The organism is Gilliamella apicola, assembly GCF_003202655.1.
Taxonomy (GTDB): Bacteria; Pseudomonadota; Gammaproteobacteria; order Enterobacterales; family Orbaceae; genus Gilliamella; species Gilliamella apicola_R.
In genome coordinates this window covers 52107-65852 of the sequence record NZ_QGLR01000018.1, presented here as the reverse complement: position 1 = coordinate 65852, position 13746 = coordinate 52107, and the positions used below count along the sequence as shown (strand labels likewise).

Here is a 13746-nt window from a genome sequence, read left to right as displayed (position 1 = left end):
ATTCGGGCTTTGTCTTATCAAAAAACAATTATCTAAATTGCCATAATAATCTCTATTTTAGATGAAGCGTAAGCCAATACCAATGAATAATCATCATTTGATATATTAAGATATAAATGATAGAACTAGATAATTATTCTGGTTTTATTTTTTATAGAGCATGATAAAAGGAGATCAATAATGTTCTGGTTAAAAAAATCTTTTTTTATCATTATCGTCTTTTTATCATTAGTGAACTGCATAAGTTGTGTATCTAACAACTCTTATTCATCAGTTGACAATTATGGTTGGATGGAAACCGATCAAGTACGCACCAATGAATGGTTATTAGCAAACTCACAGGAAAGCGAAAAAATACTTGATGCTCTGCCATGGAAAGCTTCTATTGAAAAACGATACAGAGAGTTAACAGCTTATGGAACTGAACCAATAATTTGCTGTATTAAATTAAATGGCAATAATACTTTTTACTTGAAACGGACAAGCGAGCATCCTTATAACCGGTTGTTTGTTAAAGATCGATTCGGCAAAGAAAGATTATTAGTCGACCCACCAGTTGGCTATATATATAATTTGTACCCTTCAAATGATGGTAAGTATGTTGCTTATGCTATTTCTGAAAATGACTCTGAAATTTCATCAATCAAAGTGATTAATGTAAAAACTAGAGCACATCTAGCCGATAGCTTATCCGGCATAACCGTCTCAAATTTAGTATGGGCGAATGATAATTTATCTTTTTTCTATCATCGTAATAATTTTGCTGATTCCGGTCATCGAAAGTCAGGAACGGAGGAACTTTATCTTCATCGTTTAGGTTCCAATAGTGACAAGGATTTGGCTATTTTTGGTAAAGCTAATATTGAGAATTATCAAGCTAATATTGACCAATATACCTACTTATCGCTATCTGCCAATTGGGCAGTTGCTTCAGTAGAATCTTCAATATCCGGTGATACCATAGATTTGTATTTAACCGACTCTACTTCTCTTAATCTGGAAAACAAACATTGGAAAAAAATCATCGATAGAAAACAAAAAGTAACCAATTTTTTGCTGCGAGATAATTGGCTTTATTTGGCTAAATATAACAACTTTTCAGGTTATACTCTTTCGCGATTAGATCTTAATCATATCGATTCTCCAGAAGAAAAAATAATTGAATGGAAAAAAGGCGAATTGACTTGCTTTGCAGCCAGTAAAGATGCTATTTATCTTGCTTATTATGAATCTGGAAAGTATAAATTCGTGGCTATTCCTTTTGCTGATCTGCATAACAGCAAATCGATTCCTGTTAGTGATGGTAACGAGGTAACGGCTATTTTTTCTAGTTCAGATCATAAAGAGATTTTATTTACCCAACAAAATTGGAATATACCACCAAAAATATGGCAATATGACCCTGATAGTCAGTTAATTGAAGATTCTAAAATAATAAAGACTGACGCATCACTATTTGCAGATTATGAATCAGAGCAAAAATGGGTTAAATCCAATGATGGCGAACTGATTCCACTTACACTTATTCATCGAAAAGGAATTAAACTTGTTGGCAATAATCCAACTTGGTTAACGGCTTATGGCGCTTATGGCGAAAATAGTTATCCTAATTATTATGATACAGCTCGTTTAATTTGGCTTGAGAAAGGTGGAATTATTGCCATTGCCCATATTCGAGGTGGTGGAGAACTAGGACCTAAATGGCATCATGATGGAAAAGGAAAAAACAAGATAAATTCAGTCAATGATTTTATTAAATGTGCAAAATACCTGATTGATCATCGTTACACCAATTCATCCAAGCTAGTTATAAGTGGCGCGAGTGCTGGTGGTATTGTAATTGGCTCTGCATTAGCCAGACATCCAGAACTTTTTGCCGCCGCATCAATTACCTCAGGTATGTTGAATATGAGCCGTTTAGATCAAATACCAATTGGTAGTGTGAATTTTGCGGAATTTGGTTCGCCTTTTAATAAACAGGAGTTTAAAAATCTGCAAACTATCGATGCTTATCTTAATCTACGTGAAGGTGTTAACTACCCACCAGTGATGCTTTCAGTTGGCTTACAAGATGCACGAGTATCTCCTTGGCAGAGTGCCAAATTTGCGGCCCGACTCGGTGAGATAAATCGTTCTCAAAATGAAAACGTCTTTATTATAGCTAACCAAGAAGATGGCCATTTTATTAATTATTTTGTCGATATGATGGTGTTTTTTATGTGGAAAACAAATATTAGTGACTAGTTTATGATGAGCTAGTTTTTGTGCCATCTTCAGTTTTGTCTATAAAATTATATATAACATCACGTTATCATATCCACGACTACAAAAATAATTCTTATCTGACTTGTTTTATGATGATATTTTGTTTTAATAGTCAGTAAATATTTCTTTATATAACATCTACCTTTGGAAATAAACTATGAAAAATGTTGGTTTTGTTGGTTGGCGAGGAATGGTTGGTTCTGTTCTTATGCAACGAATGGTTGAAGAACATGATTTTGATTATATCAATCCTGTTTTCTTTTCTACATCACAAGCAGGTCAAGCTGCGCCTACTTTTGGCGGTAAAACAGGAACATTGCAAAGCGCAGATAATATTGATGCTTTGAGCGCATTAGATATTATTGTGACCTGTCAAGGTGGTGATTATACTTCTGATATTTATAAAAAATTGCGGGCAACTGGCTGGCAAGGTTATTGGATTGATGCGGCTTCAACCTTGAGAATGGAAGATGAAGCAATCATCGTTCTTGATCCAGTCAATAAAGCGAATATCCAGACCGCGTTAGACAAAGGAATAAAGACCTTTGTTGGTGGTAACTGTACGGTAAGTTTAATGTTGATGTCACTTGGTGGATTGTTTGCTGAAAACTTAGTTGATTGGATTTCGGTTTCCACTTATCAAGCGGCTTCCGGTGGTGGTGCACGTCATATGCGTGAGTTACTTACTCAAATGGGAATGTTAAACGCCGAAGTGGCTAAAGAACTTCAAGATCCTAACTCTTCTATTTTAGATATTGAACGCAAAGTGACGCAAAAAATGCGTGATGGTAGTTTACCAACTGATAATTTTGGTGTGCCATTAGCGGGTAGCTTAATTCCTTGGATTGATAAGGCTCTTGATAATGGCCAAAGTCGTGAAGAGTGGAAAGGTCAAGCGGAAACCAATAAAATTCTAGGAACGAGTCAGATTATTCCAGTCGATGGACTTTGTGTACGAGTAGGGGCATTACGTTGTCATAGTCAATCGTTCACGATTAAGTTGAAAAAAGATATCAGTGTTGCGGAAGTTGAAAAGTTACTGGCGGCACATAATGATTGGGTTAAAGTTATTCCTAATGATCGTGAGCTTTCAATGCGAGAACTCACTCCAGCAGCGGTTACAGGTACATTAACTACTCCTGTAGGACGCTTACGTAAACTGAATATGGGTAAAGACTATTTATCTGCCTTTACGGTTGGCGATCAGCTATTATGGGGTGCTGCTGAACCATTACGAAGAATGCTTCGTATCTTAGCTTAATGATGAATAATAAAAGCCCAGTTGATGGGCTTTTATTTTTTATTATCAAACGATACTCGTGTTATTAGATTGTTTCTAACAAGGTCATTAACAGTGAACCGTTAAATAACGCTTGTTGTACTAAGGCAAATGCCCCAATTGCTGAACGGTCATTAAGTGATGAACAATTAATGGTAAGATTATTTCTTAACTCTTCTAAGCTTTGAGCATTTAACGCGCTGTTTACCGCATTTAACAATACGTCTGGTGATTTAGTTAATTCGCCAGCCAACACAATTCGTTGTGGATTAAAAATATTGACCATCATGGCAACTGCTCTACCCAAATTTTCACCAGCATCTTTGACTAACTTAATTGCCAGTTCATCACCTTGATTAGCATATTTACAAATATTGGCAATATTACAGTCATCCAAACATAATTTAGTTGGATAACCCTGCTCAATCATCTGTTTAGCTCGAAGCTCAATCGCTTTATTAACCACTCGATTTTCCAAACAGCCAAAATTGCCACAATGGCAACGTTCACCTAACGCATCAATTTGAATGTGACCAACTTCGCAAGCACTTTGATTATGGTTAGTTAGCAATTGTTGGTTAACAATTACACCGGAACCCACACCTCGATGCACACGAATCAAAATGGAATCATCAACATCTTGAGTTGAACCAAAATAGCTTTCCGCTAAAGCTAAACTTTGAATATCATTGCCAATAAAAATCGAAACCTTGAACTTTTCTCGCAAGACATCAGCTAAAGGCCATGCTTTAACCTGAATATGGGGGGTATAACGAATAATTCCGCGTACAGAGTCAATCAAACCGGGTAATACTACCGATATCGCCACAAGGTGTTTTACTTTTTTGTTGTTTTGCTCTATGAATTGATCAATTAACGCAATTAAATACTCTTCAGCTGATTGCTGAGTAAACAAAGTTAATGGATAAACCTCGGAAACTAAACTGTTAGCGCCAAAATCATAAAGTTCAATGGTGACATGCGACCGACTTAATTGGATAGCAATAGTTTGATAGTAACCAAATTTTGCTTGTATTGAAACGGCAGGTCGTCCGCCTGTTGATTGCTGTGCATCAACTTCTTTGATTAAGTTTTTTTTAAGAAGTTGGCGAGTAATTTTGGTGATACTGGCTGGTGCTAATTGACTAATTTCGGCGAGTTGAATGCGTGAAACAGGGGCTTGCTGAACAACCAAACGGTAAATCATTGCATAATTTAATTGTTTGATTAGTTCAGCATTACCAACTAGGTGTAGATAATTAAAGGTCATATTTTATCTCAATACTTTCATTAACTATCTCACATTCTAGCGGGTCATCTCTCCATTAACAACCGTTTTAACGTTTGAAAAATCACGATCAAAAATAACCAAGTTGGCAATTTTATTTTCGGTGATGGTGCCAAGTTGTTTATCAACGCCAATTGCTTTTGCTGGATAAAGCGTTGCCATTCTTAATGCTTCATCTAACGCAATTCCAACATATTCAACCGCATTTTTTACTGCTTCAATCATGGTTAATGCTGAACCACCTAATGTGCCATTTTCATCAACACAACGGCCATCTTTGTAATAGATAGTTTTATCAGCAAATACCCCAGAAGTTAAATTAGAGCCGGCTAATAACATCGCATCAGTAATTAAAATTAAATGGTCTTGTTTAATTTTATGGCTATTACGAATATTCGCCCAACTTACATGTTGTCCATCAGCAATAATACCAACATAAACTTCTGGCTCATCATAAATTGCACCAACAACACCCGGCTCACGACCAGTAATATAAGGCATTGCATTAAATAGATGCGTACCTAAACGAATACCGGCATTAAAACCACGACGGCAATCTTCATAATGGCCGTTAGAATGGCCAACAGAAACATGAATGCCAGCTTCAGTTAATTGTTTAATATAATGAGATTCAACTTTTTCAGGAGCTAACGTAATAATTTTTATTACATCGGCATTGTCACAAAGAAAGTCGATCATTTTTTGTGAAGGTTGGCGGATGTAATTGACGTTATGTATACCTTTCTTTTCAGGGTTAATATATGGCCCTTCAAGATGTAAACCTAATGCTTGGTTTGGATGTTTAGCCAAATAATCACGCATTACATTTACTGCTTTAATCATAAATTCATCAGTTGAAGTGATTAACGTCGGTAAATAGCTGGTACAGCCATAAACAAGATTGGTTGCTTGCATTTTTTCTAATGTTTCAACACTTAACGCATCAAGTGTTTCATTAAATTGTACACCACCACAACCATTGACTTGAATGTCAATAAGACCCGGTGCGACGATGGCACCTTGTAAATCTTTAATGGTGATACCTGCTGGTAATTCTTCTTGTTTACAAACTTTGGCAATCTTATCGCCGTCGATTACAACGGCGTGATTTTCAAGAATTTCATAACCAGTATAAATACGGCAATTTGTTAATGCGTACATTGAGTTATCCTTTATAAAACGGTCACTTTAAGGTTATCAGCTTCCATTTGTTGGAAATATTTTAGAGTTTTCACTTTTAGATCATCAGTACTCGGCTCATCACAAACAATAATTGATGCTGGATGCATTTGTAATGCGGTAACTGTCCATAAATGATTAACTGATCCTTCAACACCTGCTTGTAAAGCTAAACTTTTGTTGTGGCCACAAACTAATAAGATCACTTCCTGTGCATCCATTAATGTTGCAACACCGATAGTTAACGCGTGTTTTGGAACTTGTTTGATATCATTATCAAAGAAGCGTGAATTAGCGATAATGGTATCTTCAGTTAAGGTTTTAATCCGCGTTCTTGAACAAAGTGAAGAACCAGGTTCATTAAAGGCAATATGCCCATCTTGACCAACACCACCAACAAAAATATTGATTTTACCATAGGATTTAATCTTTTCTTCGTATGCTCGGCACTCTTGATCGATATCAGGCGCATTACCATTTAATATATGGATATTGTTTTTATCAATATCAACATGGTTGAAGAAATTTTCATACATAAAAGTGTGATAACTTTGTGGATGATCTTCAGGAAGGCCAACATACTCATCCATATTGAAAGTAACTACATGTTTAAAACTGACGTTACCAGCTTGGTACTGTTTAATCAGTTGTTGATACATAACTAGTGGTGAACTTCCTGTTGGTAAACCTAGTAAAAACGGACGATCCGCTGTCGGTTTAAATTGGTTAATTTTGTTAACAATGCGCTGCGCTACCCAAGCGCCGACTTCTTGCGCATTTTCTAAAGGAATAAGTCTCATAAGATATAGCCTCTTCTGATATAATTAAATAAAATCTTTTTTTTTAAAGTAAAATATGTTGCGGGTATTCTACTATATTAAAGTAATTAATCAAAAAAAAATCGTGATGTAAATCACAAAAAGCAAACATTTAATTTGCGAAGTAAAATAATATAATGTCAAATATAGTTGACTTACACACTTTTACTTAACGATGTGATATTTCACTATTTTTAAGTAACTCCCAAATAATAATATGAGGTAAAACTTATGGGAATTTTAGCTTATTTACAACGAATTGGGCGCTCGTTGATGGTGCCTGTGGCAGTATTACCAGCTGCTGCAATACTTTTAGGTGTTGGCTATTGGATTGATCCAGAGGGTTGGGGAACAAACAATATTGCTGCGGCATTTTTGATTAAATCCGGCGGTGCTATTATCGATAATATGCCAATCCTTTTCGCAATCGGTGTTGCATATGGTATGTCTAAAGATAAAGATGGTGCAGCTGCATTATCTGGATTGGTAGGCTTTTTAATCATTACTACACTATTATCACCTAATACTATCGCTCTATTTGAAGGGGTCGATACTAGTGTGGAAGGTTGGAATGCACAAATATCTCCAGCTTTTAGCAAGATAAATAACCAATTTATTGGTATTCTAGTAGGGATTATTTCTGCTGAACTATATAATCGCTTTAGCTCTGTTGAACTACATAAAACATTAGCTTTTTTCAGTGGTAAGCGCTTAGTTCCAATCATTGTTTCTATTGTGATGCTACTTGTTTCAGCGGTACTATATTTTATTTGGCCAATGGTATTTAGTGCATTAGTTTCTTTTGGTGAATGGATTAAGAATTTAGGTTCAGTAGGTGCAGGTATTTATGGCTTCTTTAACCGTTTATTAATTCCTGTTGGTTTACACCATGCGTTAAACTCAGTATTTTGGTTTGATGTGGCAGGTGTTAATGATATTCCTAACTTCTTAGGCGGACAAGGTTCTATTGATTCTGGTAAAGCGATTGCAGGTATAACTGGTCGTTATCAAGCAGGTTTCTTCCCTATTATGATGTTTGGTTTACCTGGTGCTGCACTGGCAATTTATCATTCTGCTAAAAAAGGTAATAAAGATAAAACAGCTTCAATTATGTTAGCGGCATCTTTTGCGGCCTTCTTTACTGGTATTACTGAACCTTTAGAATTTGCCTTCATGTTTGTTGCGCCAGTATTATATGTAATTCATGCTGCTTTAACCGGTATCTCTCTATTTATTGCCGCAACCATGCAATGGATATCAGGATTTGCATTCAGTGCAGGGTTAATCGATATGTTGTTACAATCACGTAACCCATTAGCTGTACACTGGTATATGTTAATTCTACAAGGTATCGTATTCTTCTTTGTTTACTATATCGTATTCCGTTTTGTCATTGTTAAACTCAATCTTAAAACACCGGGTCGTGAAGACGATGTTACGGTAGCTGAAGAAAACGTACCAACTGTAGGTGATGTTTCTAAACTTGCTGAACAATATTTAGTGGTTATTGGTGGTAAAGAAAACTTAACTAATATTGATTCATGTATTACTCGTTTGCGTTTAAATGTTCATGATACCGATCTAATTGATGAACAAGCAGCTAAAGCACTGGGTGCAATGGCAGTCATAAAATTAGGTAAAACCGGTGTGCAAATCGTGGTTGGTCAACAAGCTGAAAAGATTGCCGATCATATGAAAAAGTTAGTTTAATATAAATTTTATCTACTAAGTTTGTTTAAAATAATCCCCGCAGCTTATAAAGCCACGGGGATTTTTATTATTACTTACAAAATTAGGTTAAATATTAATAAGATAACTCTCAAATTAAAGAATAAAGGAGTTGCGTAATCGAGGTTGTAAAGGTAATTAAAAGCGTAAAACCGCGTCTTGACTCGCTAGTAATTGGTGCAATTGTTTATTTTCAATTAGTTGGTTGGCAATATTGATGGTTATCTGGCTTAAATTCCGTTCATCTAGTGATGTTTTACAAACATAAACATCTTCAATGTCATAAAGTTCTAACATATTAAATGTTGCTATATAATCTCGCATCAAGATATCTTCTGGATGTTGATTAGGTAAAAGATGAAAAACACCATCACCCATAAAAAAGACGGAAATATGGTTAAATGTTGAGAGCGCTAAAGCAGTATCCAACGCTTCTCGACCCTTGGCACTGCCATGTGGTGCTGAGCTAATTATGATGGCTACTTTTTTCATGTTATCTGCCTGTATTTAAAATTGTACAACTCGATCTGAACTGGCTACCGCAGCACTTAACTCTCCAAGACCAGTTAATTCAAAATGTTCGGCAAGATTGTCTAGACTAATTCCTCGTCTTTGCGCAGCCGCTACACAGACCGTAAGCTTTAAGGAATATTTTTTTGCTAAATTTTGCCAAGCTTTGATTAAATCAAACTCATCATTAGCCGGATCCGTATAACAGTTGGCGTTATAAACACCATCCGCATAAAAAAAGATATTATCGATGGAATGATTAGTACTTGAAAGCAGTATTTGTGCAAATTGATAAGCACAATAAGCAGATTGGGCCCCATAAGCGGGACCCATAATAACCAATGTATAACTCAATGGTTTCATTAAATTATTTTGCTGATAGTTCTTGTGTTTATTCTGTATCGGTAGCTGGAGCAGTCTCTTCATTGTGCTCTTTATCACTATCAATACCAAGTAGTTCAATTTCAAAAACTAAAGTTGACGCAGGGGTAATGCTAGCTTTGTCGCCTTGGTTTGGGAATCCTTGATCACCATAAGCTAATTCAGGGGGAACAACGAGTTTAATCTTACCACCGACACCAATAATTTGAATTCCTTCAGTCCAACCTTTAATGACACCATTAAGTGGGAAGGTTGCAGTTTCGTTGCGATCAAAAGAGCTGTCGAATTTACGACCATCAGTTAATGTTCCAATATAGTGAACAATAACAGTATCATTCTCTGTTGGGTGAGCTCCGGTTCCTTCGTTAATAACTTTATATAGTAAGCCTGACTTAGTTTTTATTACACCTGGTTCTTTGGCAAACTCTTCGCGGAATTTTTCACCAGCTGCGGTATTTTCAGCTTTTTGTTTTTCAAAACGCGCTCTACTTTCTTCTTGCACTCGTTTACCGAAAGTCTCAAGAATTGTATTCACTTCTTCTTGGCTGAATTGTGAAGTATTTTTCATTGTTTCGTTAAAGCCGCTAATTAAATATTCTTGGTCAGCTTCTATGCCATTTTGTTCTAAGTTTGATTTTAAGTAGTTAGCAAATGAAGAACCTAGCGCATAAGATTCTTTTTGAGCTTCAGTTGTAATTTTTATTGGCGTGTTTTGCACATCATCTTTTTCAGGTGTTTCGCTAGCTTTGGCATTATCAACTGTTGTCGTTGTTTCAGATTCTGGTTTATTTTCATCTATCGTAGTTGCCGATGTTGATACCGGCTTATCGTTGCCTTCTGTATTATCAACTATTGTCGTTGTTACCGATTTTGGGCTATTTTCATTTATTGCTGTGTCAGGGGCAGGAGTACTATTATTTTCAGTAGTATTTGCTGTTGTAGTTTTAGTGGTTGTTACCGGTGCTTCGCTTTTTTCTGTAGTTTTTTTATCATCACAACCTGCTAATGCTAGTACAATAGCACTACTTATCAATGTCATTTTAATAAATGATTTCATTTCACTCTCCAAGTTAAAAGATCTTTTAGCTAAATATTAATCATATTATATATGATCTATTATTGGATAATATAGTTTTTACATATCATTTATATAATTAATTTATATCGAATTAGATTTATTTATTATTGCAAACCATAAAAACAAGGTGAAAAATCACTCCTTGAGTGAAAGTGGTTTCCTCAGTTATAATAGACACAATTTATAGTAAATAATGTATAAGGATAGCTATTTTGACTACCGAACTTAATACCCTTGATATTGAAGAGATCATCAGTTTACTGCCTCATCGTTATCCATTTTTAATGGTTGATCGCGTACTTAGTTATGAAAAAGGCAAAACATTAAAAGCAATTAAAAATGTGACTGTTAATGAACCTTTCTTCCAAGGTCACTTTCCTAATAAACCGATTTTCCCTGGTGTGTTAATTTTAGAAGCAATGGCTCAAGCGACAGGAATTCTTGCTTTCAAAAGTATTGAAGAGCTTTCGCCGGGGCAACTTTATTATTTTGCTTCAATCGATAAAGCACGCTTTAAACGTCCTGTCGTACCAGGAGATCAAATCGTACTTGATGTTGAATATATTAAAGAGCGTCGTGGTATTGCATTGTTTCATGGTGTTGCAACAGTTGATGGTAAACTGGTTTGTGAAGCCGAAATGATGTGTGCCCGTAAATAATTTTGATTTTTGAAATATCCCAAAAGTATTAAGGAATTGCTATGGCAACGGAAATACACCCAAGTTCAGTAATAGAAAAGGGGGCAAAGATTGGTGATAATGTCAAAATCGGGCCTTTTTGTTATATTGGTGAACATGTTGAAATTGGTGACGGTACCTTTTTAAAATCACATGTTGTCATCAATGGACACACAAAAATTGGTCAGAATAATCAAATCTATCAATTTGCCTCAATCGGTGAAGTCAACCAGGATTTAAAATATCGTGGTGAACCAACTGACACTATAATTGGTGATCGCAATCTGATTCGTGAAAGTGTGACGATTCATCGTGGTACGGCTCAAGGTGGTATGTTAACCCGTATTGGTAGTGATAATTTATTTATGATTAATGCCCATGTTGCGCATGATTGTATTATTGGTAATCGCTGTATTTTAGCCAATAATGCCACACTTGGTGGCCATGTGCAGTTAGATGATTATGTCATTATTGGCGGCATGACAGCTGTGCACCAATTCTGTGTGATCGGCTCTCACGTAATGGTTGGCGGTTGTTCTGGCGTTGCCCAAGATGTCCCACCTTATGTTATTGCTCAAGGAAATCACGCAACACCACATGGGGTTAACTATGAAGGGTTGAAACGTCGAGGTTTTAGTAAAGAGGCGTTACAAGCCATTCGTAACACATATAAAATCCTTTATCGAAACGGCTTAACCCTTGACGATGCCAAAGTTGAAATTGAATCGTTGGCAAAACAGTATCCTGAAGTTCAACTGTTTATCGACTTTTTTGCTCGTTCAACTCGTGGCATTATTCGTTAATGACAGATAAACCCTTAATCGTTGCCCTAGTCGCTGGTGAAACATCCGGCGATATTCTTGGCGCAGGTTTAATTCGTGCTCTCAAAAAACGCCATCCCAATATGCAATTTGTTGGCATTGCTGGCCCTCAGATGCAAGCTGAAGGTTGTAAAGCTTGGTACGAAATGGAAGAGTTATCGGTGATGGGCATTGTCGAGGTATTAGGTCGATTACGTCGTATATTAGCAATTCGTCGAGATATCACTAAACGTCTTATTGATCTAAAACCTGATATTTTTATCGGTATTGATGCCCCAGATTTTAATCTTGCATTAGAAGGCAAACTTAAACAAGTTGGAATTAAAACTATCCATTACGTAAGTCCTTCGGTGTGGGCTTGGAAGCAAAAACGCGTATTTAAAATTAAACGCAATACCAATCTTATCTTAGCTTTTCTGCCTTTCGAGAAAGCCTTTTATGATAAATTTGATGTTCCTTGTCGATTTATTGGTCATAAAATGGCCGATGATATTCCTTTAGAGCCTGATCAAACGGCTATGCGTCAGCAATTAGGTATTCCGCTTGATAGTCAATGCTTAGCACTTTTGCCGGGTAGCCGTCATGCCGAAGTGGCCTTATTATCTCAACCTTTTTTGCAAGCAGCTCAACTATTACGAGATAAATTGCCCGATTTACATATTGTGGTTCCTTTAGCGAACGCCAAAAGAAGACAAGAATTTGAGCAAATTAAAGCCGAAGTTGCGCCACAACTTAATGTTCAGTTAGTAGATGGCCATGCACGTGAAGCGATGATTGCTAGCAATGCGGCAATTTTGGCTTCCGGAACCGTTGCGCTTGAGTGTATGTTAGCCAAATGCCCAATGGTAGTGGGTTATAAAATGAAAGCCTTTACCTTTTGGCTGGCAAAAAAACTTATCAAAACTCCTTATGTTTCTCTGCCTAATATTCTAGCGGGTAAAGAGATCGTCCCTGAATTATTACAGCATGACTGTACGCCGGAAAATATCGCTAATCATGTTCTTCCCTTTTTAGAAGGTGACAACACCGAACTAAAAGCAACATTTTTAGCTTTACATAAACAAATTCGCTGTAATGCTGATGAACAAGCTGCTCAGGCGGTATTAGATGTATTAGAGGATTCCCCTTGTTATTAGAATTTACTTACCCGGATGCGACATTAATTGCTGGTGTTGATGAAGTTGGTCGCGGACCACTCTGTGGCGATGTCGTAACTGCTGCGGTGATTTTAGATCCGAATAAACCGATTGAGGGATTAACCGATTCTAAAAAGTTAACAGAAAAAAAACGTGAAGCCCTCTTTGATATTATTAAGCAAAATGCATTAGCATGGTGTGTTGCCAGAGCATCAGTTGAGGAGATTGATAAACTCAATATCCTGCATGCCACCATGCTAGCAATGCAACGCGCAGTGGCAGGATTATCAATCAAACCAAATTATGTTTTAGTTGATGGTAATCGTTGCCCTAATTTTGGTATCCAAACTCAGGCGGTGGTTAAAGGTGACTTATTAGTCGCAGAAATCAGTGCCGCATCGATTTTAGCTAAGGTGACGCGTGATCGCGAAATGGTCGAGTTTGATAAGTTATACCCTCAGTATGGCTTGGCCAAACACAAGGGTTATCCAACGAAAGACCATTTAAGGGCAATTGAAGAACATGGTGTGAATCATTTATATCGTAAAAGCTTTGCACCAATAAAAAAATTGTTACTCATTTAAGA

Annotated in this window: 13 protein-coding genes; 7 read left to right on the top strand and 6 right to left on the bottom strand. The window is 36.5% G+C overall.

What is annotated here, in order from left to right; genetic code table 11:
- Window positions 1–180: 180 nt before the first annotated feature.
- Window positions 181–2244, top strand: coding sequence for a prolyl oligopeptidase family serine peptidase (locus tag DKK70_RS15365; protein WP_110434769.1), 2064 nt, complete (start codon window positions 181–183; stop codon window positions 2242–2244).
- Window positions 2245–2422: 178 nt separating this feature from the next.
- Complete coding sequence (asd, locus tag DKK70_RS15360; protein ID WP_110434768.1) at window positions 2423–3526, top strand: aspartate-semialdehyde dehydrogenase; 1104 nt, start codon at window positions 2423–2425, stop codon at window positions 3524–3526.
- Window positions 3527–3590: 64 nt separating this feature from the next.
- On the opposite strand, the gene DKK70_RS15355 is transcribed toward asd, so the two are convergent.
- The 3 genes from DKK70_RS15355 to nagB are packed head-to-tail and all read right to left on the bottom strand — an operon-like array spanning window position 3591 to window position 6811.
- Complete coding sequence (locus DKK70_RS15355; protein WP_034882341.1) at window positions 3591–4814, bottom strand: ROK family protein; 1224 nt, start codon at window positions 4812–4814, stop codon at window positions 3591–3593.
- A gap of 36 nt (window positions 4815–4850) precedes the next feature.
- Entirely contained in the window at window positions 4851–5993 is a 1143-nt protein-coding gene (gene nagA / locus DKK70_RS15350; RefSeq protein WP_110434767.1) for an N-acetylglucosamine-6-phosphate deacetylase, read from the bottom strand.
- Window positions 5994–6004: 11 nt separating this feature from the next.
- A complete protein-coding gene (gene nagB, locus DKK70_RS15345) occupies window positions 6005–6811 on the bottom strand; it encodes a glucosamine-6-phosphate deaminase (protein WP_110434766.1) in 807 nt (268 codons plus the stop codon).
- Between the two features lie 249 nt (window positions 6812–7060).
- On the opposite strand from nagB, the gene nagE reads away from it, so the two are divergent.
- Window positions 7061–8539 carry an N-acetylglucosamine-specific PTS transporter subunit IIBC gene (nagE, locus tag DKK70_RS15340; protein ID WP_110434765.1) on the top strand — a complete coding sequence of 493 codons (1479 nt, stop codon included), beginning with the start codon at window positions 7061–7063 and terminating at the stop codon, window positions 8537–8539.
- A gap of 156 nt (window positions 8540–8695) precedes the next feature.
- On the opposite strand, the gene tusC is transcribed toward nagE, so the two are convergent.
- Genes tusC through fkpA form a run of 3 tightly spaced genes read right to left on the bottom strand, consistent with a single transcriptional unit; the run spans window position 8696 to window position 10505 of the window.
- Window positions 8696–9049, bottom strand: coding sequence for a sulfurtransferase complex subunit TusC (gene tusC, locus DKK70_RS15335; protein WP_110434764.1), 354 nt, complete (start codon window positions 9047–9049; stop codon window positions 8696–8698).
- Window positions 9050–9064: 15 nt separating this feature from the next.
- Window positions 9065–9430 (bottom strand): sulfurtransferase complex subunit TusD, encoded by a 366-nt coding sequence (tusD, locus tag DKK70_RS15330; protein ID WP_110434763.1) that lies wholly within the window; start codon window positions 9428–9430, stop codon window positions 9065–9067.
- Window positions 9431–9458: 28 nt separating this feature from the next.
- On the bottom strand, window positions 9459–10505 hold the full coding sequence (fkpA, locus tag DKK70_RS15325) for an FKBP-type peptidyl-prolyl cis-trans isomerase (protein ID WP_110434762.1): 1047 nt from the start codon (window positions 10503–10505) through the stop codon (window positions 9459–9461).
- Between the two features lie 233 nt (window positions 10506–10738).
- Between fkpA and fabZ the strand changes: the two genes are divergently transcribed.
- Genes fabZ through rnhB form a run of 4 tightly spaced genes read left to right on the top strand, consistent with a single transcriptional unit; the run spans window position 10739 to window position 13744 of the window.
- Window positions 10739–11185 (top strand): 3-hydroxyacyl-ACP dehydratase FabZ, encoded by a 447-nt coding sequence (fabZ, locus tag DKK70_RS15320; RefSeq protein WP_091121625.1) that lies wholly within the window; start codon window positions 10739–10741, stop codon window positions 11183–11185.
- A gap of 41 nt (window positions 11186–11226) precedes the next feature.
- A complete protein-coding gene (gene lpxA / locus DKK70_RS15315) occupies window positions 11227–12006 on the top strand; it encodes an acyl-ACP--UDP-N-acetylglucosamine O-acyltransferase (protein ID WP_110434761.1) in 780 nt (259 codons plus the stop codon).
- Window positions 12006–13160: a lipid-A-disaccharide synthase gene (gene lpxB / locus DKK70_RS15310; RefSeq protein WP_110434760.1), complete on the top strand. Its 1155-nt coding sequence runs from the start codon at window positions 12006–12008 to the stop codon at window positions 13158–13160. The genes lpxA and lpxB overlap by 1 nt, the downstream gene beginning before the upstream one ends.
- On the top strand, window positions 13151–13744 hold the full coding sequence (gene rnhB, locus DKK70_RS15305) for a ribonuclease HII (RefSeq protein WP_110434759.1): 594 nt from the start codon (window positions 13151–13153) through the stop codon (window positions 13742–13744). The genes lpxB and rnhB overlap by 10 nt, the downstream gene beginning before the upstream one ends.
- Window positions 13745–13746: the final 2 nt, after the last annotated feature.